The organism is Sphingobacterium cellulitidis (assembly GCF_043187465.1).
Classification (GTDB): domain Bacteria; phylum Bacteroidota; class Bacteroidia; order Sphingobacteriales; family Sphingobacteriaceae; genus Sphingobacterium; species Sphingobacterium cellulitidis.
In genome coordinates this window covers 1,498,622-1,522,510 of record NZ_CP171136.1, presented here as the reverse complement: position 1 = coordinate 1,522,510, position 23,889 = coordinate 1,498,622, and the positions used below count along the sequence as shown (strand labels likewise).

Below are 23,889 nucleotides of genomic sequence, written 5' to 3'. Positions count from 1 at the left end.
TTATGATTTTTGAAATGCAATAACTTCCTGACGTTGTTCACCTAAGTGATCCGCACCTAACTCAATAACATCTCCGGGTTGCAAATAAATCGGTGGATTGAACCCTAAACCAACTCCTGCTGGTGTTCCAGTGGAAATAACATCCCCAGGCAACAAAGTCATGAATTGTGAAACATAGGAAACCACAAATGGAACATTGAAGATCAGGTTTGAAGTATTACCATCTTGGTAAATTTTTCCATTCACCTTCAACCATAATTTCACATTATTGATATCAGGAATTTCATCTGAGGTTGTCATATAAGGACCCATTGGAGCAAACGTATCACAACCCTTCCCTTTATCCCATGTGCCACCACGCTCTATTTGGAACTCACGCTCCGAAACATCATTATGCAAAACATAGCCACAAACGTAATCCAATGCTTCAGACTCATCTACATAAGATGCTTTCTTACCGATTACTATACAGAACTCCACTTCCCAATCAGTCTTCACAGAATTCCTAGGAATCATTACCTGATCGTTAGGTCCAACCAAGGCGGTTGTAGACTTCATAAAGATTATTGGTTCTTCTGGAATCTTTGCTCCTGTTTCATTGGCATGATCCAAATAGTTTAATCCAATACAAACAATTTTTGAAGGTCTTGCGAATGGAGCTCCAATTCGGCTATCCGCTGGAATCTCAATCAACTTACCATGGTTCGCCTTTACAAACTCCTCTAATCGCTCCAAACCATTATCCGTGAAAAACTCCTCATTATAATCTCCGCCAAATGCTGAAACATCATAGTTCTTACCATCAATATGAACTCCGATTTTCTCTCTTCCTGAATCTCCGTATCTAATTAATTTCATATGTAAAAAGTATTTCGATATGCGATGTAGGCCCCTAAAGTCTTAAACCTAAACCTCTATCCTGTAAAAAAATATATTAAGCCAATCATTAATTGTAAGCTGAATAAATACTTGTCGGTCTAATCAACTCCAATAAATTGGTTTAAGATCTAATTATTCAATTTAACAAATCCTCCATCGATAGCATAGTCATTACCAGTGATAAAGCTAGCATCATCTGAACAAAGGAATAAAGCCAATTTTGCAATTTCCTCTGGCTGCGCCATACGACCAATCGGTTGGGTTTGCGATAATTTCTCAAACATTTCCGCCTCTTGACCCGGATAGTTCTTCGCAATAAACCCATCCACAAACGGTGTATGAACTCGCGCTGGTGAAATTGAATTCGAACGAATATTATCTTTCAAATAATCTTTGGCTACCGACAAACTCATAGCGTAAATTGCCCCTTTACTCATCGAATAAGCAAAACGATCTGGAATACCAACCAATGTCGCTATGGAAGCTAAATTTAAGATGGCACCACCACCAGTTGCTTTCATAACCGGAACGACCGCAAATAAAGCGTTATAAGCGCCTTTTACATTCACTTGGTATATTCTATCAAAATCGTCCGAAGAACAGTTCTCAAGGTTCCCTACATGGGCAATACCAGCATTATTCACCAAGACATCAATTCTGCCAATCTGCTTGACTATTTCCAGAACCTCAGCTTGCTGACTCACATTGCAGGTATGGATCTCACATTTACCGCCTTGAGACTCAATATCAGCCTTCGTATCTTCTGCACCTGTAGGATTCAAATCCAAAATATGAACTGTCGCTCCCTCCTTGGCAAACAAGGTTGAAATCGCTCGTCCAATTCCGCTCCCCCCTCCGGTCACAATGGCTACCTTATCTTTTAACCTAGACATATTTTATTGTATTATAGTATTTTAATTATTACAATTTAAAGTGAAACCCCACGTCTCCAAGGAATAAAATCATCCTGCCCAAGCTTCACCGCTTTGGCAGTAACCTCGCCACTTGCTACCGCTATGACGTATTCTAAAATCCGATGTGCCGCCTCAGCAATACTTTCTTCGCCGTCAATGATGGTCCCGCAATTTAAATCGATGGCATCATTCATTTTATTGAACACCTTGGTATTCGAGGCCACTTTGATTACCGGACTGATTGGATTACCAGTCGGCGTTCCTAATCCTGTTGTGAACAAAACTATATTTGCACCGGCAGCAACCTCCGCCGTGGTGCTCTCTACGTCATTTCCTGGGGTACAGAGTAAATTCAACCCGGGTTGATTTGCCAACTCTGGATAATCCACAACCGCAGCAACTGGGGATGTTCCACCCTTTTTAGCCGCTCCTGCTGATTTAATCGCATCAGTAATCAAACCATCCCGTATATTTCCTGGCGATGGATTCATGTAAAAACCTGAACCATCAGCCTCTGCTTTCGCATTATAAGTTCGCATTAAGTGGATAAACTTCTCAGCTGTAGGTTCGTCAATGCAACGATCACTCAACTCTTGCTCCACTCCACAAAGCTCCGGAAACTCAGATAAGATTACTGAACCTCCCAAGGTCACCATCATATCTGAAAGGTATCCTAAGGTAGGATTGGCAGAAATCCCTGAAAATCCATCTGAACCTCCACATTCCAAACCAATGCATAATTTATTCAACCCTGCAGGGGTTCTTTCCAATTTATTCGCTTCTACTAAGCCTGTAAACGTAGATTTGATAGCTTTTTGCATCAATTCCTGTTCAGTTCCTTCAAACTGCTGCTCAAAAACAAACAATGGCTTATCGAACTTCGGATCTCGCTTCGCAATTTCAGCTTTCAGAATCGAAGCTTGCGCATGCTGGCATCCCAAACTCAATACGGTCGCTCCCGCAACATTAGGATGGGTAATATAACCCGCTAGCAAACCACATAAAGCATCCGAATCCATTCTCGTACCACCACAACCCATGTCATGATTCAAGAACTTAACCCCATCCACATTCGGAAAAAGCTTGTTCTTGCCCTTGTTCGCCCGTGCAGAACTTAAATCAACGTTCATCAACTCATCTACAGAAGCTCCATTTTTATATTTGGAAATCAACTCATCTACCTCATCGGAGTAATCCTTGGATTCAACCTTATACCCTAACTTCTCCTCCAATGCTGCTTTCAAGGTCAAAACATTCCTGTTTTCGCAAAACACCAAGGGAATAACCAACCAATAATTGGCAGTTCCAACCTGACCATTACTACGGTGAAAACCCTTAAAACTGCGTTCTTTAAATGCCGAAACATCCGGTTGAACCCATTCTAACTTCCTCTCACCTAACTTAAAGTCTTCCGCAGCATGACGTAAATTATGCACATCCAGCAGCTCCCCTGCATCCAGATCTTCATTTACCTTCCCCACCAAAACACCATACATGTAAACCTCAGAATCCTTCTTCATAGGTTCAATCGTTAACTTGTGCTTCGCCGATACTGCTCTTTTCAAAACAACTTCTTTACCTTGAAATTTCAAGGTATAACCCGCTACTAAATCTCGTAGCGCTACTAATACATTATCTTTTGGATGGATTTGTAAAAATTCCAATCTCTCTTTTTCCATTTGATTTTATAATTCAAATATTTGTTCCATCATTACCCACTTTTCACCAGGCTTCGACCCTGGTATGGACTGCTGATATTTCCACATTAATTGCTCCCAAACCTGTACAGCAGGGTTCTCAGCATCCATCTGATCTTTACGCTCAAAGCTAAAGGTTTCATCCACCTCCATAATCATAAACAACCGATTACCAAAGCGATATATATCCATCACTGTGATACCAGCATCAGTTATTGATTTTTTTATCTCCGTAGAAACTCGCCTATGATGATCCTCATATTCAGCGATCATCGTCGGGTCATCAACCAGATCCAATGCTAAAGCATATCTTTTATTACTCATATATTTATTCTCAATGTCCTTGTTTAACAGCCAGGTTATTACTCTTGTTTTGCGAAGCAAATAACGCCACAACCAAGAAACAAACCAAAACTACAAAATATCCGTATTGCATATTGCCTGTTAAGTCCGATACATAGCCCAACACTGGTGGCAATAATGCTCCACCAACAATAGACATAATAATCAAACTTGATGCTGACTTGGTATCACTTCCAGTTCCTTCAACGCCAATTGCAAAGATCGTCGGGAACATAATGGACATGAAAAATGCGATTGCAACCATACTGTACATAGTTAGCTTTCCGCTTCCAAAAATGCATACCAGGGTCAATAGCGTTGCAATTCCGGCATAGTATAACAATAATTTTGATGGTGCGATATAGCGCATGAAGAACGTTCCGACAAATCTCCCCAACATAAACATCAAACCGGCTACTCCAGCATAATATTTTGCCTCTTTCGCTTCAATACCTGAAACCTCAACGGCATACACAATTAAGAAACTCAAAACACAAACCTGAGCTCCAATATAGAAAAACTGTGCTAATACAGCCCATATCACATTTTTATGACGCAATGCTTTAATAAAACTTGTTCCACCCTCTTCTTCATCCTTAACTTCTGGAAGTTTGATGAAAAAGAATATGATGGCTACCACTAAAATGATAACCCCCAATATCACATAAGGTCCTTTGACCACAGCCGTTTCGGTTTGAATATATGCTAATCGCTCTACATCCGACAATGCCGCAACCTGCTCTACAGTTTTGGGGTCTTCCGCCAAAATAAACTTCCCCCCTACAATTGGAGCAACAAAAGCAGCCAATCCATTAAAAGATTGTGCAAAATTCAACCTCTGAGTTGCCGTATTGGGATCTCCCAAAACAGTCATATATGGATTTGCTGCAGTCTCTAGGATGGTTATCCCACAAGCTACAACAAATAATGCCGACAAAAAGAATACATAACTCATCGTGTTTGCTGCCGGAACAAATAAGAAACAGCCTATGGCAAACAAGATCAATCCAACCAAAATCCCAACCTTATACCCATATTTCTGCATAATCAATCCGGCCGGAATACCCATCACCAAATAAGCCACAAAAACCGCAGAATCCACTAAAGAGGCTTGTAGATGACTCAAGCTAAAGGCACTTCTTAAATGCGCAATTAGGATTGGATCCAGATTATGGATAAAGCCCCAGAAAAAAAACAGGGACGTGATTAATATAATAGCTACCGTATTACTCCGATTGTTCATAGTGGATTATAATTGAAAATCTAAATACGAGATATTTAGCTAAAAAGTATTGAACTATATTACCTTCTTTATAAACTATTTTAACATTATTCTCCTTTGATATCCATTTTTTATGAATAAATTCGACAACAATGATCATTAAACAACTAGCTGTTCCAAAATCACACAATCAAAGCTTCCAAATGCGTAGGGACTATTTCCCGAAACATCAGTCCATTTGGCACTACCACGAAGAATTAGAATTGGTGTATGTCAAAAAAGGCTCAGGCACTTTGTTCGTGGGTGACCGCATCAAGAGTTTTCAACCCGGCATCGTGGTATTGATCCCATCCCAGATTCCTCATTACTGGCTATTTGATGAAACTACTAAAGAGAATCAAAATGAACCCATTGATTGTGTGGTAGTCCATTTTATCAATGATTTTGGTATCCAAAATTTTGTCAACACACCTGAAATAAGTTCGCTAAAACCCTTATTGGAATTATCGTTTAAAGGAAAATTAATGCAGGTCGAACCTAATGGTGATTTTGATCGATATATTCAGAGTTGTTTAAATAGCAATGGATTAGCTAAGTTATTCCATCTTTTGGAAGGTCTTAGCCTTCTCCAACAAGCAGATTCTGAGGAACTCATTAGTGAGAATTACTCCATCCTAAATCAATCCGAAGATCAATTTAGAATGAACAGCTTAATGGGCTATATCCGTCAGAATTACAAACATAAAATCATGCTGAAGGACTTGGCCAAGGTCGCCGGAATGACTGAAAACTCCTTCTGTCGATATTTTAAACAAAAGACAGGCAAAACCCCAGTCCAATTCATCAATGAATTACGAATTTCTCACGCTTGCTTCCAACTAAAGAATAACAACCTGAATTTGAAGGAGATCTGCTATGACTCCGGATTCAACAACTTCGTAAGCTTTCATAAATCCTTTAAAACTATCACTGGGATGACTCCAGGCCAGTTTAGAAGTTAATCTACATTCTTTCGAAAAAAATTTACCGAATCCAACAATACATTTCTCAATTTAAGGGAAAAATATATTTTTGCAGCTTACAAAACGTCTCCAATGAATAAATTTTATCGATTCTTCAATTTGCACTTTGGCGAAGAAGCCAAAGACAAAGTGTTAGAAAATGTAACCTCGAGTATCTCCTTTCGCGGTGCTAATGTTTGGATTCTTGCCTGTGCCATCGTGGTAGCTTCGGTAGGTCTAAATGTAAACTCCACCGCTGTTATTATTGGAGCCATGTTAATTTCCCCTTTGATGGGACCAATCGTAGGTGCCGGCTTTGCACTTGGAACATATGATTTTAATTTATTGAAGAAATCCATCAAGAACCTTGGTATTGCAACCATCGTCAGCTTGTTTGTTTCCTTTCTATACTTTCTTTTAAGCCCTTTTAAGGACGCGCAATCTGAATTACTAGCCAGAACCGCTCCGAATATTTACGATGTCTTAATCGCTTTCTTTGGTGGTTTAGCGGGAGTTATCGCCTTAACACGCGTGGAAAAAGGAAACCCCATCCCGGGTGTGGCAATCGCAACGGCCCTCATGCCCCCTCTTTGTACTGCCGGTTATGGCCTTGCCATCGGAAACCTATCCTATTTCGGCGGAGCCCTTTACTTATACACCATAAACTGCTTCTTTATCTGTATCTCAACCTTCTTGATTGTCAAATTGTTGAAATACCCTAAAGTAAAATTCGTAGACCAGGAAAGAGAAAAAAAGATAACCAAAACCATCAGTACATTGATTTTGGTTATTCTGATCCCTAGCTTCTATTTGGCTTACCTGCTCTTACAAGAGAAAAAATACAGTCAAAATGTAGATAATTTTATTCAAAATGAGTTCACCAGTAAGGGCTACACCTTAATCTATGAAAACACCCATTTCAATCAGAATCCTAAAAAGATAGAACTGGCTTTTCTTGCCAAAAAATTTGATTCCCTGGAAATTAAAGAACTAAACAACAAGCTTTTATCCTATAATCTCGGAAACACCAACCTGGTAATCAGACAGGATAGCACTGATTTAAAACGTGATATCCTTGCCGAGATCAATAAACAATCTAGAAATGTGTCGGAAAAGGATGTAACCATACAGAATCTAAGAAGGGAACTTTCCACCTATACATTTGATGACTCTGACTTAATCAAAGAAATTAATATCTTATTTCCTGAATTAGCTCCATTCAGCATAGGAAAGCAATTGGTGGTAGTGAATCCGGACAGTAGTTTTTACCAAAATACAATTACCTATACGGCACAAAAACCGCTTAACCCGGAAGTTTCAGCCAAACTCAAAAAATGGCTCGAAAACAAATTGCAAACAGAAAATATCAAAATTGCTCGGACGAATTAAATCAAAAAGAGGTAGCTTATTCAGCTACCTCTTTTTGTTGATTATTTATATTCTTTTTTAGAATTCAGAGCCAGATAACCAAATATTCCGGCCAATAATGAAGTCACTAAAATGGAGAGCTTCGCCTCTGAAACATGCTCCGGATCATTAAAGGATAAGATTGCAATGAAAATTGACATGGTAAATCCGATTCCCGCCAATAATCCTACGCCAATGATATGCTTCCATTCACTACCTTCCGGCAAACTACTCAACTTAGCTTTAGTACAAATAAATGAGGTCAACAAGATACCTACCGGTTTACCAACCAATAGACCTAAGGATATTCCTAATCCCAACCCAGAGGTCAACCCGCCAAGCATTTCACTTTCCAAAGTAATATTTGTATTTGCAAAGGCAAACAATGGAATAATCAAGAAGTTTACAGGCTTGGTCAAGGCATGTTCCAAACGCTCCAATGGCGATTCTACATCCGTTTCATTGGTTGGAATGGTCATAGCTACCAAAACCCCTGCGATAGTCGCATGAATCCCGGAATGGTGCACGAAATACCAAATAAATGCTCCTGGAATCAAATAAAGGTATGGATTCTGAATATTGAATTTGTTCATTAAAATCAATACCACCATACCAGCAACTGCATAATACAGATAAGTCAATTCAATTCCAGAGGAATAGAAAAAGGCAATAACGAGGATGGCAATTAAATCATCCACAATCGCTAATGCTGCCAAAAAGATCTTTAAACTTGAAGGAATACGATTTCCCAATAAATTGATCACCGCCAATGCAAAGGCGATATCTGTCGCCATGGGAATCCCCCAGCCGCCAGCTGTTTCTTTTCCAGCATTGAATGAAAGATAAATCAATGCCGGCACAACCGCCCCGCCAATGGCACATAAAATCGGCAAGGAAGCTTTTTTAGGTGATGACAACTCGCCTTCTACGATTTCACGCTTGATCTCTAAACCAACCAATAGAAAGAAGATCGCCATTAAACCATCATTGATCCATAATAAAACCGAGTATTTTAAATGAATTGATTCTGTTTCGAATCCTAATGGTAGGTCCAATAGATTTTGAAGCGATCCTGCCAAAGGACTATTTGCGAAAATCATGGAAAGAATAACACAGATAAAGAGCATGATCCCCCCAGCATTACTGGAAGCAAAGAAATCCTTAAAAGCGTTTAGATTAATTAGTTTAGCCATAGATAATTATATAATTTATTTTTTCTCCCAAATTTCGACGTCAGAAAACTTAGTCTCCTGATTATTAAAGACCGGATCTTTCCCTTCTTTACGTTGTTGATTGTAATCCTTAAACAGTTTCAACACCTTATTGTGCAATAGAATTATGGCGATCATATTCAACCAAGCCATCATTCCGACACCAATATCTCCTAAATCCCAAGCCATTTTTGCGGTTGAGATACATCCAAAATAGACGGAACCCAAGATCATCGCTCTCAAAACCCAAATCATCGCCAACCTACTTCTTTTCTTTCCCAGGAAACTGACATTACATTCTGCAATGTAATAGTAAGCCATGATGGTAGTGAAAGCAAAGAACATCAAGGCTATCGCAATAAATCCCGAGCCTATGTTTGGGAAATGCTGCGAAACAGCCATTTGTGTAAATTCTGGCCCAGCTTCTATGCCAGGGATATTTTGAACGATAAATCCGCCCTCTGGGTGTGCAACATTATACTGACCTGTAAAAAGGATCATTAAAGCTGTTGCTGTACAAACAAACAGGGTATCCACATAAACGGAAAACCCTTGAACCAATCCTTGTTTGATCGGATGGCTTACTTCTGCTGCCGCAGCAGCATGTGGTGCAGTACCCTGCCCTGCTTCATTGCTGTAAATACCACGCTTTACTCCCCATGATATCGCGGAGCCTACTATTCCTCCAAAGGTCGCCTCCAAATTCAAGGCCGACTGAAATATCAATTTGAAAATCGCTGGTACCTGCTGAATATTTAAAACGATGATGACAACAGCCATTAAAATATAGGCACCTGCCATAAAAGGAACTACAAACTCCGCAACCTTACTGATTCGCTTTACTCCACCGATAATGATAAATCCTAATAATAAAACTAAGAAAAGTCCAACAATTCCTGGCGAAAAATTAAATGCCGATTTCATTGCCACGGCAATACTATTACTTTGGACACTGGGCAGTAAGAATCCCGTACTGATAATGGTTACGATGGCAAAAACCCATGCAAACACCTTACTCTTTAATCCTTTTTGAATATAGTAAGCAGGTCCACCCCGGTATTGACCGTCTTTTTCTTCTTTATAAAGCTGACCTAAAGTGGCTTCTATGATTGCGGACGAACTTCCTAGAAATGCGATCACCCACATCCAAAAAATGGCTCCTGGGCCTCCCATTCCGATTGCCGTTGCCACACCGGCTATGTTACCGGTACCCACTCGGCCAGAAATCGCCAAGGAAAATGCCTGAAAAGATGAAATCCCTTTCTTGGAACTCCCCCCCTTAAATAGCAAGCGGACCATCTCCTTGAGATAAATCAGTTGTGGAAGTTTAAACCGGATACTAAAATAAACACCCGCTAATAAACAGAGATACACCAAGGCATCACTCCAAACTATACTATAAATTTTGTCTATAATTTCCTGCATAAATCCGCCCCTAAATTGGTTGGTCCGCTAAAATATAGAATACTTCTAAGCCTTTCTTGAATTTTTGCATAGATTCTCTCTATATTAGCCGCTAATTCTATAGAAAGAATTGACACAGTTTTTCTATATATTTCAAATTGAAAATATAAGGGATTCAAGAATTTATCGATTTTCAGGTCTATTTTCCCCCTCTTTTATTAAAATTAAGCCAATTCTATCCTTCCCGGTTTCAAATTCTGAAAAAGAAAAAAGCACCTTAATTCGGATCAACCTTCATAAGATGCTTCTTACATTTCAGAAAATATGTTTATTTAGACTCTTTTTCGCTGCTCTTCGCACTTGTTTTATCTTTCCAAGGATCTCTTGGACGTTTTTTTCCATAAGATCCCATAATTATTTTTCCTCTTCTACTTTTTTTATCTCCTTTTCCCATAAGCTAAGTTTTATGTTATTGTTAAATAAAATTTGTTTCGAACCCTCAAATTACTAAAAATCAGGAAGATTACAAAACTAATTACGCAGCAAACCTAAAACTTACCTCATTCAAAAATTTCAATCACAAAAGTAAAATTCATGCTATTCTAAAAACAAAACAGGGTTATGGAAAATCCATAACCCTGTTTTTATACCCCATATCGGATATCCTTATCCTCTACTGTTGTAGTTAGGTGCTTCTTTTGTAATCTGGATATTATGTGGATGTGACTCCCTTAATCCTGCACCTGTTATACGAACAAATTTAGCTTCTTGTAATTTTTCAATCGTTGCAGCTCCACAGTAGCCCATTGATGCACGTAATCCACCAATATATTGGTAAACCACTTCAGCCAAGGTTCCTTTATAAGGAACACGACCTACAATACCTTCTGGAACCAATTTTTTGATATCATCCTCTACATCCTGGAAATAACGATCCTTTGAACCTTTTTCCATGGCCTCAACAGATCCCATTCCGCGGTAGGATTTGAATTTTCTACCTTCTAAAAGAATCGTTTCTCCTGGAGCTTCTTCAACACCGGCAAATAATGAACCTGCCATGATGGTGTTTGCACCGGCAGCAATTGCCTTCGCAATATCGCCAGTCTGTTTGATACCACCATCAGCGATCAATGGAACTCCTGTTCCTTTTAATGCTTTTGCAACTTCATAAACTGCATATAACTGTGGTACCCCAACTCCTGCGATGATACGGGTAGTACAGATTGAACCTGGACCAATACCAACTTTAACCGCATCGGCACCTGCATCTGCCAACATTTTAGCGGCATCTCCAGTAGCGATATTACCAACGATAACCTGCAAGTTAGGATATGCTGCTTTTACTTCTTTTAATTTATTGATAACACCTAAAGAATGACCATGGGCAGTGTCAATGGTAACAACATCTACTCCAGCTTTTACTAAAGCTTCAACACGCTCTAAAGTATCTCCAGTAACACCTACCGCAGCACCTACCAATAAACGTCCATGTTCATCTTTAGCAGCATTTGGATAATGTTTATATTTCTGAATGTCTTTAAAAGTAATCAGTCCTTTTAAAATCCCATTGGCATCAACCACTGGTAATTTTTCAATTTTATGATTTTGAAGAATTTCTTCTGCTTTGATCAAATCTGTTCCTTCTGGAGCAACAACCAAATCGGTATGAGTCATCAACTCAGAGATCGGACGCGTCATATCTTTTTGGAAACGAAGATCACGGTTTGTAACAATGCCGACTAATTTATTCTCTAAATTAATCACCGGGATCCCACCGATTTTGTGATCTTTCATAATCTGAAAAGCATCACCAACCGTAGCATTCTCCAATAGAGTTACTGGATCTTGAATCATCCCGCTCTCCGAACGCTTGACTTTACGAACTTCCGCCGCTTGTTCAGCGATCGTCATGTTCTTATGTAACATTCCTATTCCACCAGCCTGCGCAATCGCAATAGCTAAATCAGCGCCGGTAACTGTGTCCATAGCTGCTGATACCAATGGAATATTTAATTTGATTTTCTTTGTTAAGAATGTACTTGTATCTACATCACGTGGTAAGATTTCCGAGTAAGCTGGGATTAATAATACATCGTCGTAGGTAAGTCCTTCTTGTACGAATTTTTGTGGATCTAATTGCATAGCAAATATTAAATGGGGTTTCCTATTTGCGAGGCAAATTTACGAAAATTTATAAAATAATAAAACTCTATACAACTATTTACATAAAATCGACATTAGCAATACCTTACCTAAAACCAGGTATTTTAGACAATAGTTAAAACTATGTTAAAATTTTGGCAAGCTAATTGCTAATCATGTACTAAATTAAAGTTTAATTAACACAATATTTATGAAAAAGACATTACTATCACTAGCAGCTGCAGCAGCATTAGTTTTTGGCTTTAACGAAGCAAAAGCTCAAACTCCTTATAAAACAGCAATCGGTCTAGGTATTGACTTAGGCGATGGCCCAACTTTATTTGGTCCTCAAGTTAAACACTCTTTTGGTGGTGCTAATGCAGGTCAAGCTCAAGTATTATTCGGTGATCACTTTACTGTGATTGGAGTTGATTACTCTTATAACCGCCCATTCTCTGGTGCTGGTGGCTTAGGTTGGTACTTAGGTGTTGGTCCTCAAATCGCTTTCGCAAATGATGATTCTGCTTTCGCGATCCGTCCAGCAGCTGGTCTTGAATACAAGATCCCTTCTACTCCACTTGGTATCCACTTCGATTGGAAACCTTGGTGGAACTTATCTAATGAATCTAACTTCGAAGCTGGCCGTTTCAGCTTAGGATTTAAATTTATCTTAAGATAATCCATTCAAACAATCATAAAAAAGGCTTTTTCAATTGAAAAAGCCTTTTTTTATTTCCCTATTTCTTATTTTCCTAAACTCCTTTAAACCAATCTTGAAACATCCCTCCAACTACAGGTACTGCTGCCTCTCGTCCATTGATTGCGCCAATTAATCCAATAATCCAAAAAATAAATAAAGCCAGAAATACAACATATAATAATATCCCGCCAATTCCCGGAATAAACCTCACTAATCCCCCAATGATACTGACCGCAAAAAGACCTAAGTTTTGGCGGATATGAAATTTAACATAGGGGTCATTCTTATCCCGATTCATTAAAAATGCTACCAATAACCCAACCCAGGTTAGATAGGAAATTATCCCAAGGGATTTATTATCCTGAATCTTAATGTCTTTTGTGTTTAAATCGTTTCTTTCCATTGTGTGATTAAATTAAATTGTAAGCCTAATGATTGAAATGTTCACTATTAAATACATCTTGGTCAAATTTAGGGATACAGAATTCAGTAAAACATCCCTGAAAACAGGGCATTTTATTAAATCTTTAAGAAAGGTACTGGTCACAATTTTCGCTGAAAATGAAACAAATATTTAAAAACAAATTTTTCCGTATTAAGTTTGATATACTGTTTTCATTATGTAATTTTTTTATACCTTTGCGAATCTTGGTAAAATATTATTAAGCTTAAAAAAGAACATAAAAACCATAATTTATTACGATTAGACAATGAGTAAAGGGCTGATTAAATTTTTGGTGATAGTGGTTTCCTTAGCGTGCCTCTACTCCTTATCATTCACTTTTGTAACTAGAAAAGTTGAAAAAGACGCAGCGGAATACGCCAAAGGCGACATGGCTAAAGAAAAAGCCTACCTAGATTCCATTGCTGGTGAGGTGGTATATAATATAGGTATTGCTAAATTCACCTATCGCGAAGCGAAATCCAATGAAATTGCATTAGGACTAGATCTTAAAGGTGGTATGAACGTTACAATGGAAATTTCATTGAACGAATTGATTGCCAATCTAGCGGACAACCCCAAAGATGCAAACTTCAACAAAGCATTAGAAAATGCTGTAACAAAAAGTAAAACAAGTAACACTTCGTTAATTGAATTATTTTTAAACGAGTACAAAGAAACTGGTGCTTCTACACCAATTGCATCTTTCTTTGCAACCAAAGATAACGCTGCAATCATCAATGGTAACAGCTCTGAATCTGATGTACGTAATTTCTTGAATAAAGAAGCTGACAACGCAATCCAAAACTCGTATAAAGTTTTGCGTACGCGTATCGATAAATTCGGTGTTGCTTCTCCTAACATTCAAATCCAACAAGGAACCAACCGTATCTTAATCGAACTACCTGGTGTAAACGATGAAGAACGTGTTCGTAAGCTTTTACAAGGTTCTGCGAAATTGGAATTCTATGAAACTTATCAAAATCCACAAGTATATTCACTTTTAGAAAATATCAACAGAACTTTAGCAACTACTTTAAAAGCAGATAAACCTGCTGCTAATGTGGCTTCTGATTCGACTGCGACTGCAGCTGCTGATACGACTAAAAAAGAAGAAAACTTATTGGCAAAATTAGGTGCAAACCAAAAAGGAACAGATTTTGCTAAAGCAGATTCTTCAGCTCAACCTGATGCTACAGCATTAGCTGAAAATCCTTTATTCGCAGTTCTATCCCCTGCTACTTTCAACCAAAATGGTCAACAACAATTGGCTCCTGGTGCTGTAGTGGGTTATGCGAACCTAAAAGATACAGCTAAAGTAAATGCTTTCTTCGCTCGTCCGGAAGTAAAATCTATTATTCCTGGAAACTTGAAGTTGCTATGGGCTGTAAAACCTGAAAACAACGCTAAAGATTTCCTTTCATTATACGCTATCAAAACTACAGGTACTGAAAATGGTCCTGTAATGACTGGTGAAGTGATCACAGATGCACGTGAAGGATTTGACCAACAAAACAGCCCTATCGTTTCTATGGAAATGAATGCGGATGGTGCGCGTCAATGGAAACGTGTTACTGCGCAAGCAGCACAAAATAGAGATGCTATCGCGATCGTATTGGATGGTGTGGTGTACTCTGCGCCAGGTGTAAATGAAGAAATTCCAAATGGTAACTCTCAAATCTCTGGAAACTTTACAATTGAAGATACCAAAGACTTAGCAAACGTATTGAAAGCTGGTAGACTTCCTACAACAGCTAAAATCGTTGAAGAAGCGATCGTAGGTCCTTCTTTAGGTCAAGTAGCTATCGATTCAGGTGTAAACTCTGCAGTTATCGGTATTATCGTAGTAATGGCGTTTATGATCGCTTACTACAACCGTGCAGGTATCGCTGCGAATATCGCAGTTATCTTCAACGTGTTCTTCTTGATGGGTGTTCTTGCATCTTTGAATGCTGTACTGACCCTCCCAGGTATTGCAGGTATCGTGTTAACCATGGGTACAGCGGTGGATGCCAACGTACTTATCTACGAACGTATGCGTGAGGAAAAAGCCCTAGGTAAATCCCCTCGTCAAATCGTTGCTGATGGATATAAACATGCCATGCCTTCAATCCTTGACTCTCAAGTAACGACTTTCTTAGTTGGTTTAATCTTATTCTTTACAGGATCAGGACCAATCCAAGGATTCGCAACGACGTTAATGATCGGTATTATCACCTCTTTGTTCACTGCAATCTTCATCACTCGTTTGATTTTCGAATACATGTTGAGCAAAGACATGAAAATCACTTTGTCATTCCCTTGGTCTGATCATACAATGAAGAATGCTAACTTCCAATTCATCAAGAAGAGAAAAGTAGCATATACTATCTCCATTATTGCCGTGATTATTTCATTTGCTGCAATTATGATCAAAGGTTTCTCATACGGTGTAGACTTCCAAGGTGGTCGTACCTATACAGTACGTTATGACCAAAATGTTGCTCCAGAAGCGATTCGTGAGAACTTGGATAATATTTTTGGAACTACAACAGAAGTAAAAACTTTTGGTAGTGAAAACCAATTACGTATCACTACTTCTTACCATATCGAAGAAACAAGTGACGAGGCTGACAAACAAGTATTAGCAAAATTGAACGAAGGTTTATCCAAAGTTCAAGGAAATAAATATGAGATCCTTTCTCAACAAAAGGTAGGTCCTACTATCGCTAGTGATATTCGCGATCGTGCAATTTATGCTTCAATCTTCTCAATTCTTGTGATTGCAGCTTATATCTTGGTTCGTTTCCACAAATGGCAATACTCTGCAGGTGCAGCAATTGCAACTATCCACGATGCGATCATTCTATTAGGTTTATTCTCCATCTTGGACGGAATTGTTCCTTTCTCATTGGATATTGACCAACACTTTGTTGCGGCAATCTTAACTGTATTAGGTTATTCAGTAAACGATACGGTCGTAGTATTTGACCGTCTGCGTGAATACTTGAAAAAACCAAATGCTCACCATGAAGATATGGGTTCAACTATCAACAATGCAATTAACTCTACATTAAGCCGTACCGTGATTACGTCATTGACTGTAATCTTCGTATTAGCTGTATTGTTTGTATTTGGTGGTGAAGTTATCCGTGGTTTCTCTTTCGCTATCCTTGTGGGTATCGTGGTAGCAACCTATTCTTCAATCTTCCTAGCAGCGCCTGCTATTTATGACCTAAGTGCTGGTAAACACTTAGCAGATTCAGCTAAAGAAAAAGACAAAAAACAAGCAAAAGTAGTAACTCCATAAGGAAATCTACCTTGAAAATAGAAGGCCCTGATTATTCAGGGCCTTTTTTATTGCTCAACTAGCATCATTTACCTTCCCCAAATCCCATTAATTCCATCAAATAGAATTTTATTATAAAAAACTAAACCTTTAATAGAACTAATCAGGGTTCTTTATGTCAAAATACTGTTTTATCTATTGGAAGAATCCACTTACTCTATATTTTTTATTAGTTTTGAGTCTTAATTATAAGACATGAGAAATAAATTAATTCTATCCTCTCTTTGCCTTTCATTAGGTGTTTTAGCTGTGGGATGTAATAATCAGAACAATAAAACTGAAACTACTGAAGCACATGATGATCATGCTGGACATGACCATGCCGGACACGATCATAGTGCTCATGAACATGCTACTTCAGAACAACCTAGTACAAACCCCACTCCTGCTGCAGCTCAAACGGTAAAAGCCGCAGCATTAAGTATTCCTGACTTTAATTTTTATAAAGTGAAATCTGGAATCTCTTTTACCAAAGCTGATATCCCTGCCGGAAAAAATACCGTCTTCGTATTGTTTGATCCAGGATGTAGTCACTGTCAAAGTGAAACCAAAGGATTGGCAAAAAACTACGATAAAATTAAAGATGTCAATGTGATCTATGTTTCCATGAATGATCCGGCTCTAGTTGCTCAATTCCTAAGCACTTTCGGAAAAGAACTAGAAGGAAAATCAAATGTTCAATTGCTTTGGGATAGAAACCAAGAATTCATTCAAAAATTCCATATCCCTAAAATGTTCCCTGCAAACTATGTTTATGGTCCTGACGGCCAATTGAAAACATATTGGGAAGGCGAAAAAGGAATTAATGATATCATTGCTGAATTTAATAAATAATGAAAATTGCCATCAATGGGTTTGGTCGTATCGGCCGTCATACCTTAAGAAATCTACTCAATCGAAACCTTGATCAAATCGAGGTACTGGCCATCAATGATCTTGCAGATGCAAAAACATTGGCACATCTCTTCAAATATGATTCTGTGCATGGTCCTTTAAATCGACAGGTGGATTTTGATCAGGAACACCTCTATATTGATGGCAAGGCTATAAAAATATTCAACAAGAAAAACCCCGAGGAACTTCCTTGGAAAGACCTGGATATTGATGTGGTCATCGAATCTACAGGGCTTTTCGTCAAGAGAGAACTGGCCGCTAAACACTTGCAGGCTGGAGCCAAACAAGTGGTTATTTCTGCTCCTTCTCCAGACAAAGAAGTTCCAACGGTTGTCCTAGGTATTAATGACCAGGATTTTGATTGGAATATTCCAATTTTTTCAAACGCCTCTTGTACGACAAACAATGTGGCTCCCCTGATTAAAATATTGGATGAAAATTGGGAAATTGTGGATGGTTATATCACCACTGTCCATTCGATGACTGGCGATCAAAATTTGCATGATGCTCCCCATCGTGACCTAAGACGCTCCAGAGCCGCATCGGCATCCATTATCCCAACCACAACTGGCGCTGCCAAAGCGATTACCAATGTTTTTAAACACTTGGATGGTAAACTTGGTGGTGCAGGGATACGCGTCCCGGTATTAAATGGTTCCTTAACGGATTTCACCTGTAACCTGGCCAAGGAAACAACAGTGGAAGAAATCAACCAAAAGTTCAAGGAAGCTGCGCAAAATGAATTAAAGAACGTTTTATACTATACTGAAGACCCTATTGTTTCGGTAGACATCATCAACAATCCCTACTCTTGTGTGTTCGATTCGGAACTGACAAGTATCGTGGGTGGATTGGTAAAGGTGGTAGGTTGGTATGATAATGAATTTGGATACTCCAACAGATTGGTTGACATCCTGGAAAGATTATCCAATCGATGATTAGATTTATCAGCGTACAGGATACCTTAGCCCTAAGAAGCAGTGTACTGCAGAAAGGGAAAGCATTGGACCTTTGTATTAATCCTGAGGATTTAATGCCTGACAGCTTTCATTTGGGCTTATTTGACGAGGAACAAAAGCTTCAATGTGTTTTAACGGTTCATAAAACCAATCATCCGAAACTACCGCATGAAGGCTATCGCCTACGTGGAATGGCTACACTTCCGGAAGCACGAAGGAAAGGTTATGCCAAACAACTCCTGAACGCTGCTATCGAACACCTCAAATCCCAGTTGCATGCAGATTATTTATGGTGTATTGCCCGCGAAGTAGCCTATCCTTTCTATTTGGAAATGGGTTTTGAATTTATGTCGGATGAATTCGAATATAAAGATGCAGGTATGCACAAGGAAATGTATATTCCTTTTTATTAAATTCTGAGATTTATAACTCCCCTGCTACGCCGAGTCCGAACAGCGCAAAATCATATTTCACTGGATCATTGGGATCAAGTAACCTTAGATTTTCAGTTAATTCCAGTGCTGTTTTCCAATTGACCTTATCGGATTGGATCAACCCGAATTTGCGTCCTACCCGCTCCACATGCACATCACAAGGACAAATCAAATCTTTAGCTTGCATTCTATTCCATAGTCCAAAATCAACCCCTTTGTTATCCTTTCTGACCATCCAACGCAAAAACATATTCAATCGCTTGCAACTCGATTTCTGAAGCGGAGAACTCACATGTTTCCGAGTCCTTTCTGGAAAATCAGCCAAGGAAAAGAAATAAGATTTAAATGTATTTAAGGATTGTTCTATCGTAAAATCATCCGCTAGGCCATCCAATAAAAAAGCATCCTCCAAACTTTCAAAATGACGATAATGGTATTGAAAGAAACTCACAAAATACAATAGGTCGGTATCGTTGAAGGTTCGATGTTTAAATCCAAGAAGACTTTTCAAATCTTCTTCCTGATGATTCAGGATAAATTCATAAGGACTTCCATCCATACGTTGGATAAGCTCATTGCATTTATTGATGATGGTTTTTCTTTGTCCCCATGCCAAAATGCTGGCAAAGAACCCCATAATCTCTATATCCTGTTTTCGTGTAAATTGATGTGGAATACTGATGGGATCATTGGGTATAAAATTCGGTTGATTATATTCTTCTACCTTCCGATCTAAAAAATCTTTTAATGCTAAATCCATTGCTGCAAAATTAAGGAAAAGAATTCTATCTCTATCTAGATTCAAATTCCGTTTAAGATTGAACAGCAGACCAAGAGAAGTTTAGGGGAATTTTGACATAAAATAAAAAAGCCATCTTTCGATGGCTTTTGTTTATTGTTCGTTGATTGCTTTCCAAATCATATCCTTAAGTTGCTGAATATTTTTTCCAGTAACGGAGGATATAAAGAGATAAGGTATCCCCTTTGGAACTTGCAGAGCCATTTCTTTTTCAAGCTCTTCATCCAGCATATCCGATTTACTGATCGCCAATAACTTTGGCTTATCTAATAACTCGGGGTTATATGCTGTCAATTCATTCAACAGAATGTTGTATTCTTCTTCTATTGTACGATCAGTATCGGCAGGAACAAGGAATAACAAAACAGAATTCCTTTCGATATGACGTAAAAAGCGGTGTCCTAGCCCTTTTCCTTCGGAAGCCCCTTCAATAATTCCAGGGATATCAGCCATGACAAAGGACTTGCCATCACGGTAACTTACGATTCCCAAATTCGGCACCAAGGTAGTAAAGGGGTAATCGGCAATTTCAGGTTTTGCTGCAGATACAACGGATAGTAAAGTTGATTTACCCGCATTTGGGAACCCTACTAATCCAACATCCGCCAAAACTTTCAATTCCAAGATCATCCATTCTTCCTTACCCGGCAATCCCGGTTGGGCAAATCGTGGAGTCTGAACCGTTGAGGACTTAAAATGCCAGTTTCCTAGTCCACCACGACCACCAGGAGTTAAAATTTTGGTCTCACCATCTTCGGTGATTTCAAAAAGTACTTCTCCCGTCTCGGCATTTTTTGCAACCGTACCTAGTGGAACTTCCAGAATTTCATCTTTTCCATTGGCACCTGTACGCAATGCACTACCTCCGGCTTCACCAGAATCGGCAATAATATGTTTTCTGAATTTCAGGTGTAGCAAGGTCCAGTGCTGATGTGATCCCTTGAGAATAATATGTCCACCACGACCGCCATCACCACCATCAGGCCCACCTTTTGCCGTGTGTTTATCACGGTGAAGATGCGCTGAGCCGGCACCACCATGTCCTGAACGGCAACATACCTTTACATAATCAACAAAATTTGACCCCTGAGCCATACTATATCCTTAATCAGATTTTTTATTAATAATTATCGATAACGTTTGAAAGATTAGCGAAGATCTCTTCGATATCGCCAATACCATTCACTTTGCTAAGTTTACCTTGGCTTTCATAGTAAGGTAACACGTGAATCGTTTTTCCAAAATATTCTTCGATACGTTTTTTCAATTTATCAGCCGCATCATCTGCACGTCCTGAAATTTCCTGACGTTTCGCGATACGCTGTGTAAGTTCAGCTTCATCTACATCTAAAGCAATGACACCTGTGATTGCGGTATTGTTTGCTTCCAAGAATTTATCCAAAGCCTCAGCCTGTGCTACAGTACGTGGGAAACCATCGAAAATAAATCCTTTTGCATCAGGATTATTTTTCAATTCCTCTTCTAACATAGAAATAGTGATCGAGTCTGGAACTAAATTTCCATCAGCAATAATCTGACTCACTTCTTTACCAAGTGCTGTCTGATTTTTGATGTGTCCTCTGAACATATCTCCTGTTGAAATATGATGTAAGGCGTATTTGTCGATCAATTTAGCCGACTGAGTTCCCTTACCTGCCCCTGGAGGTCCGAATAAAACTAGGTTTAGCATAATTTGTTGTTATTTCTTTAAGATGTAAAAAAAACAAAAGCCTAATCCCGTATAAGAATTAGGCTCTTTCCAAGTGCGCTCAAAGGGAGTCGAACCCCTAACCTTCTGATCCGTAGTCAGATGCTCTATCCAATTAAGCTATGAGCGCGGCAACCAATACTATACGACTGACGCCCTTTCTGTTTTGGTGATGCAAATATAAGGAAATAATAGTGTCAGCAAAATTTTTTTTTAATTTTAAAACCAATTGCTTTCATGCTCAACGAGTTATTTTTACGTTATGAATTTGTTAAAAAAGAATCAATATGGAAATTAATGGGATTCGGTTTAAAATAAAGAAAGTGCGCTCAAAGGGAGTCGAACCCCTAACCTTCTGATCCGTAGTCAGATGCTCTATCCAATTAAGCTATGAGCGCATTCTTGCAGGACATATTGTCCTTTGAGGTGGCGCAAATATCGTTACTTTTTTAATTATTCCAAATCCTTTTTCCCTTTTTTAATCAATTTCAAACTATATTTTGCTTATCGTGTTGATATTTATATATTTAAAATTATGGCCGAACGTATAATTAAAAGCAACAAAATCCGAATCGGAGATATTAGTATCTCCTATTATATAAAAAAAGCGACTGAACAGCCCGAAAAAACCATTATTTTCCTGCACGGCTTCCCTTTCAACAAAAAAACTTGGCGTGAACAACTCGAAAGCCTCGAAGATAATATCACCGGAATTGCCATCGATATCCGAGGGCATGGGAATAGCACAAAAGGTCATGGTTTTTTCTCTATCGATGTCTTCGCAAAAGATCTAGGTGTATTCATGCGTAAAATGGAAATTGAAAAAGCAGTGCTTTGCGGAGTTTCCATGGGTGGATATATCGCCCTTAGGGCCTATCAACTTTTTCCGGAACGCATCTCCGGACTGATCCTGTCGGATACGCATAGTAAACCAGATGATAACGCTGGAAAACAAAAACGTTTTGACGCTATTCAGGCCGTACTACAATATGGACGACGTCCTTATGCAATCGGATTTATCGCCAACCTCTTCTCGAAAAAGAGTATAGAAAATAACCCGGATGCTGTAGAACTGATTAAGAGTAGCATCCGAAGAAATAGTATTGAATCCATTTGTGCTACCTTATTGGCATTGGCAGCAAGGACGGATACTACCGAAGTCCTGGAGAAAATTTCTGTTCCGACCTTGATCATTCGTGGTAAAGAGGATAAAATTACTCCAGCCCCATTGATGGAAGAATTATCCAAGCTTATCAAAGGTTCAAAATATATTGAAATGGAGGATTGCGGGCATCTTCCAAACCTGGAACATCATGAAGAATTTAATCTTCACATGAATAAATTATTATTAGAGGTCGAATAATCGACCTCTTTTTTTTGATTTCAGAAATTTCTTTGGGAATGAAAATGGAAAAGCTCAATTTTCTTAAGATACTTTTCGCTGTTCTTTTTCTTTTTTAGGGCTTTCGGTTGAAATTCTCTTCTTTATTGGCACATCTGGAACCACTTTCTCTGTCAATTCTTTACCCTTCTCGATCATAAAGGACGCCTTATCATAATCCCAGATCCCTGCAATATTATGGGGTATATTAATGACATAATCGGGTTTATAGAGTTCTACACTTAACTGACTCAATCTTCTACGCATCATGAAATAGGACTCCTGCAACATGGAAATCGCATTTAATCCTTTTGCACCATTATATGGACCATATTCTGAGTCTGGCTTTCCATCTAGATTCACCGCAATTACGATATTCCGACGTTTTCTGCGAACATAGTTGATCGGCAATGGATTGATGACACCGCCATCTACCAAATTCCAATCTTCACTTTCAATACTGGTAAACACTGCTGGAATTGCAATGGAAGCACGAATAGCTTTGTAAACGCTACCCTTATCAAAAACAACTTCTTTTTCACTGACCATATCGGTAGCAATCGCCCGAAATGGAATATCCATATCCTCAATATTCTTGTCCGGAAAAATATCTTTAAGGGATTCAAAGACCCGCTCACCCTTGAGTAGACCAAATTTAGGATTGGTAAAATCCATTAATTTAAACACTTGCCTTCTGGTTATGGAGCGCATCCAATCTTCCAAATTCTCCAACTTCCCCTCCACATAGGCAGCGCCAATCAAGGATCCAATCGAACATCCTACGACCTCGTCTATCTCATATCCTTTTTCTTCTAAACAACGAATTACTCCAATTTGAACCAGCCCCCGAGCCCCTCCGCTCCCGAGAACTAATGATACTTTTCTCTTACTTTTTAAGAAGTTCATTCCTAAAGTTAGTCTTTATTTCCCAAAGCTAATTGTCATATTGATGTTTGTTTTTAATAGATGTTTGCAACATCTAAATATCATTGTTACTTTTGCTAACACTGTTAACTAAATGAGAT

The 23,889-nt window shown here is 38.8% G+C and carries 22 protein-coding genes and 2 tRNA genes; 8 read left to right on the top strand and 16 right to left on the bottom strand.

Annotated elements, in window-relative coordinates:
* The 5 genes from ACF3OC_RS06600 to fucP all read right to left on the bottom strand — a co-directional run bounded on the left by ACF3OC_RS06600 (position 1) and on the right by fucP (position 5,075).
* Positions 1-858, bottom strand: coding sequence for a fumarylacetoacetate hydrolase family protein (locus ACF3OC_RS06600; RefSeq protein ID WP_392471161.1), 858 nt, complete (start codon positions 856-858; stop codon positions 1-3).
* A 149-nt stretch (positions 859-1,007) separates the two neighbouring features.
* On the bottom strand, positions 1,008-1,772 hold the full coding sequence (locus tag ACF3OC_RS06595) for an SDR family NAD(P)-dependent oxidoreductase (RefSeq protein WP_094280481.1): 765 nt from the start codon (positions 1,770-1,772) through the stop codon (positions 1,008-1,010).
* Positions 1,773-1,807: 35 nt separating this feature from the next.
* On the bottom strand, positions 1,808-3,472 hold the full coding sequence (locus ACF3OC_RS06590) for a UxaA family hydrolase (protein ID WP_094280480.1): 1,665 nt from the start codon (positions 3,470-3,472) through the stop codon (positions 1,808-1,810).
* A 6-nt stretch (positions 3,473-3,478) separates the two neighbouring features.
* Positions 3,479-3,814, bottom strand: a complete 336-nt coding sequence (locus ACF3OC_RS06585) for an L-rhamnose mutarotase (protein WP_094280479.1) — start codon at positions 3,812-3,814, stop codon at positions 3,479-3,481.
* A gap of 10 nt (positions 3,815-3,824) precedes the next feature.
* On the bottom strand, positions 3,825-5,075 hold the full coding sequence (gene fucP / locus ACF3OC_RS06580; RefSeq protein ID WP_094280478.1) for an L-fucose:H+ symporter permease: 1,251 nt from the start codon (positions 5,073-5,075) through the stop codon (positions 3,825-3,827).
* A gap of 131 nt (positions 5,076-5,206) precedes the next feature.
* Here fucP and ACF3OC_RS06575 point away from each other — a divergent pair, with 131 nt between their 5' ends.
* Positions 5,207-6,055, top strand: coding sequence for an AraC family transcriptional regulator (locus ACF3OC_RS06575; RefSeq protein ID WP_094280477.1), 849 nt, complete (start codon positions 5,207-5,209; stop codon positions 6,053-6,055).
* Positions 6,056-6,148: 93 nt separating this feature from the next.
* A complete protein-coding gene (locus ACF3OC_RS06570; RefSeq protein WP_094280476.1) occupies positions 6,149-7,444 on the top strand; it encodes a DUF389 domain-containing protein in 1,296 nt (431 codons plus the stop codon).
* Positions 7,445-7,485: 41 nt separating this feature from the next.
* On the opposite strand, the gene nhaA is transcribed toward ACF3OC_RS06570, so the two are convergent.
* The 4 genes from nhaA to guaB all read right to left on the bottom strand — a co-directional run bounded on the left by nhaA (position 7,486) and on the right by guaB (position 12,219).
* Positions 7,486-8,655 carry a Na+/H+ antiporter NhaA gene (gene nhaA / locus ACF3OC_RS06565; RefSeq protein WP_094256863.1) on the bottom strand — a complete coding sequence of 390 codons (1,170 nt, stop codon included), beginning with the start codon at positions 8,653-8,655 and terminating at the stop codon, positions 7,486-7,488.
* Between the two features lie 15 nt (positions 8,656-8,670).
* The gene (locus tag ACF3OC_RS06560) at positions 8,671-10,098 is read right to left on the bottom strand and encodes an alanine/glycine:cation symporter family protein (RefSeq protein WP_392471157.1); all 1,428 of its coding nucleotides are present in this window, start codon (positions 10,096-10,098) and stop codon (positions 8,671-8,673) included.
* A gap of 307 nt (positions 10,099-10,405) precedes the next feature.
* On the bottom strand, positions 10,406-10,531 hold the full coding sequence (locus tag ACF3OC_RS06555; RefSeq protein ID WP_094256860.1) for a 30S ribosomal protein THX: 126 nt from the start codon (positions 10,529-10,531) through the stop codon (positions 10,406-10,408).
* 212 nt (positions 10,532-10,743) lie between these two features.
* Positions 10,744-12,219: an IMP dehydrogenase gene (gene guaB, locus ACF3OC_RS06550; RefSeq protein WP_094256859.1), complete on the bottom strand. Its 1,476-nt coding sequence runs from the start codon at positions 12,217-12,219 to the stop codon at positions 10,744-10,746.
* A gap of 211 nt (positions 12,220-12,430) precedes the next feature.
* On the opposite strand from guaB, the gene ACF3OC_RS06545 reads away from it, so the two are divergent.
* Positions 12,431-12,898, top strand: coding sequence for a hypothetical protein (locus ACF3OC_RS06545; RefSeq protein WP_094256858.1), 468 nt, complete (start codon positions 12,431-12,433; stop codon positions 12,896-12,898).
* Positions 12,899-12,971: 73 nt separating this feature from the next.
* Here the strand turns inward: ACF3OC_RS06545 and ACF3OC_RS06540 are convergent, their stop codons facing one another.
* On the bottom strand, positions 12,972-13,322 hold the full coding sequence (locus tag ACF3OC_RS06540) for a DUF4870 domain-containing protein (protein WP_094280474.1): 351 nt from the start codon (positions 13,320-13,322) through the stop codon (positions 12,972-12,974).
* A 307-nt stretch (positions 13,323-13,629) separates the two neighbouring features.
* On the opposite strand from ACF3OC_RS06540, the gene secDF reads away from it, so the two are divergent.
* From secDF to ACF3OC_RS06520, 4 genes are all read left to right on the top strand, one after another.
* Positions 13,630-16,650, top strand: a complete 3,021-nt coding sequence (secDF, locus tag ACF3OC_RS06535; protein WP_094280473.1) for a protein translocase subunit SecDF — start codon at positions 13,630-13,632, stop codon at positions 16,648-16,650.
* Positions 16,651-16,884: 234 nt separating this feature from the next.
* Positions 16,885-17,523: a peroxiredoxin gene (locus ACF3OC_RS06530; RefSeq protein WP_094256855.1), complete on the top strand. Its 639-nt coding sequence runs from the start codon at positions 16,885-16,887 to the stop codon at positions 17,521-17,523.
* Entirely contained in the window at positions 17,523-18,521 is a 999-nt protein-coding gene (gene gap, locus ACF3OC_RS06525) for a type I glyceraldehyde-3-phosphate dehydrogenase (protein WP_179221445.1), read from the top strand. Before ACF3OC_RS06530 ends, gap begins: the two co-directional genes overlap by 1 nt.
* Positions 18,518-18,955 (top strand): GNAT family N-acetyltransferase, encoded by a 438-nt coding sequence (locus tag ACF3OC_RS06520; RefSeq protein WP_094280471.1) that lies wholly within the window; start codon positions 18,518-18,520, stop codon positions 18,953-18,955. Before gap ends, ACF3OC_RS06520 begins: the two co-directional genes overlap by 4 nt.
* A 10-nt stretch (positions 18,956-18,965) precedes the next feature.
* Here the strand turns inward: ACF3OC_RS06520 and ACF3OC_RS06515 are convergent, their stop codons facing one another.
* The 5 genes from ACF3OC_RS06515 to ACF3OC_RS06495 all read right to left on the bottom strand — a co-directional run bounded on the left by ACF3OC_RS06515 (position 18,966) and on the right by ACF3OC_RS06495 (position 21,881).
* Positions 18,966-19,736: a TIGR02757 family protein gene (locus ACF3OC_RS06515; protein WP_094280470.1), complete on the bottom strand. Its 771-nt coding sequence runs from the start codon at positions 19,734-19,736 to the stop codon at positions 18,966-18,968.
* 132 nt (positions 19,737-19,868) lie between these two features.
* Entirely contained in the window at positions 19,869-20,870 is a 1,002-nt protein-coding gene (gene obgE / locus ACF3OC_RS06510; RefSeq protein WP_094256851.1) for a GTPase ObgE, read from the bottom strand.
* 25 nt (positions 20,871-20,895) lie between these two features.
* Positions 20,896-21,465 carry an adenylate kinase gene (locus tag ACF3OC_RS06505; protein ID WP_094256850.1) on the bottom strand — a complete coding sequence of 190 codons (570 nt, stop codon included), beginning with the start codon at positions 21,463-21,465 and terminating at the stop codon, positions 20,896-20,898.
* A gap of 74 nt (positions 21,466-21,539) precedes the next feature.
* A tRNA-Arg gene (locus ACF3OC_RS06500) sits at positions 21,540-21,613 on the bottom strand.
* A 194-nt stretch (positions 21,614-21,807) separates the two neighbouring features.
* Positions 21,808-21,881, bottom strand: a tRNA-Arg gene (locus ACF3OC_RS06495).
* Positions 21,882-22,018: 137 nt separating this feature from the next.
* On the opposite strand from ACF3OC_RS06495, the gene ACF3OC_RS06490 reads away from it, so the two are divergent.
* On the top strand, positions 22,019-22,846 hold the full coding sequence (locus tag ACF3OC_RS06490; RefSeq protein WP_094280469.1) for an alpha/beta fold hydrolase: 828 nt from the start codon (positions 22,019-22,021) through the stop codon (positions 22,844-22,846).
* Between the two features lie 63 nt (positions 22,847-22,909).
* Here ACF3OC_RS06490 and ACF3OC_RS06485 read toward each other — a convergent pair whose 3' ends face one another.
* A complete protein-coding gene (locus ACF3OC_RS06485) occupies positions 22,910-23,770 on the bottom strand; it encodes a patatin-like phospholipase family protein (protein ID WP_094256848.1) in 861 nt (286 codons plus the stop codon).
* Positions 23,771-23,889 lie beyond the last annotated feature (119 nt).

Bases quoted from the DNA above. Each gene is read 5' to 3' on its own strand.
- ACF3OC_RS06515 (WP_094280470.1), bottom strand. From the start codon at position 19,736: ATGGATTTAGCATTAAAAGATTTTTTAGATCGGAAGGTAGAAGAATAT.
- ACF3OC_RS06490 (WP_094280469.1), top strand. From the start codon at position 22,019: ATGGCCGAACGTATAATTAAAAGCAACAAAATCCGAATCGGAGATATT.
- ACF3OC_RS06575 (WP_094280477.1), top strand. From the start codon at position 5,207: ATGATCATTAAACAACTAGCTGTTCCAAAATCACACAATCAAAGCTTC.
- ACF3OC_RS06585 (WP_094280479.1), bottom strand. From the start codon at position 3,814: ATGAGTAATAAAAGATATGCTTTAGCATTGGATCTGGTTGATGACCCG.
- nhaA (WP_094256863.1), bottom strand. From the start codon at position 8,655: ATGGCTAAACTAATTAATCTAAACGCTTTTAAGGATTTCTTTGCTTCC.
- ACF3OC_RS06560 (WP_392471157.1), bottom strand. From the start codon at position 10,098: ATGCAGGAAATTATAGACAAAATTTATAGTATAGTTTGGAGTGATGCC.
- ACF3OC_RS06520 (WP_094280471.1), top strand. From the start codon at position 18,518: ATGATTAGATTTATCAGCGTACAGGATACCTTAGCCCTAAGAAGCAGT.
- ACF3OC_RS06600 (WP_392471161.1), bottom strand. From the start codon at position 858: ATGAAATTAATTAGATACGGAGATTCAGGAAGAGAGAAAATCGGAGTT.
- secDF (WP_094280473.1), top strand. From the start codon at position 13,630: ATGAGTAAAGGGCTGATTAAATTTTTGGTGATAGTGGTTTCCTTAGCG.
- ACF3OC_RS06505 (WP_094256850.1), bottom strand. From the start codon at position 21,465: ATGCTAAACCTAGTTTTATTCGGACCTCCAGGGGCAGGTAAGGGAACT.
- ACF3OC_RS06555 (WP_094256860.1), bottom strand. From the start codon at position 10,531: ATGGGAAAAGGAGATAAAAAAAGTAGAAGAGGAAAAATAATTATGGGA.
- ACF3OC_RS06570 (WP_094280476.1), top strand. From the start codon at position 6,149: ATGAATAAATTTTATCGATTCTTCAATTTGCACTTTGGCGAAGAAGCC.
- ACF3OC_RS06485 (WP_094256848.1), bottom strand. From the start codon at position 23,770: ATGAACTTCTTAAAAAGTAAGAGAAAAGTATCATTAGTTCTCGGGAGC.
- ACF3OC_RS06590 (WP_094280480.1), bottom strand. From the start codon at position 3,472: ATGGAAAAAGAGAGATTGGAATTTTTACAAATCCATCCAAAAGATAAT.
- fucP (WP_094280478.1), bottom strand. From the start codon at position 5,075: ATGAACAATCGGAGTAATACGGTAGCTATTATATTAATCACGTCCCTG.
- ACF3OC_RS06530 (WP_094256855.1), top strand. From the start codon at position 16,885: ATGAGAAATAAATTAATTCTATCCTCTCTTTGCCTTTCATTAGGTGTT.
- obgE (WP_094256851.1), bottom strand. From the start codon at position 20,870: ATGGCTCAGGGGTCAAATTTTGTTGATTATGTAAAGGTATGTTGCCGT.
- ACF3OC_RS06595 (WP_094280481.1), bottom strand. From the start codon at position 1,772: ATGTCTAGGTTAAAAGATAAGGTAGCCATTGTGACCGGAGGGGGGAGC.
- ACF3OC_RS06540 (WP_094280474.1), bottom strand. From the start codon at position 13,322: ATGGAAAGAAACGATTTAAACACAAAAGACATTAAGATTCAGGATAAT.
- guaB (WP_094256859.1), bottom strand. From the start codon at position 12,219: ATGCAATTAGATCCACAAAAATTCGTACAAGAAGGACTTACCTACGAC.
- gap (WP_179221445.1), top strand. From the start codon at position 17,523: ATGAAAATTGCCATCAATGGGTTTGGTCGTATCGGCCGTCATACCTTA.
- ACF3OC_RS06545 (WP_094256858.1), top strand. From the start codon at position 12,431: ATGAAAAAGACATTACTATCACTAGCAGCTGCAGCAGCATTAGTTTTT.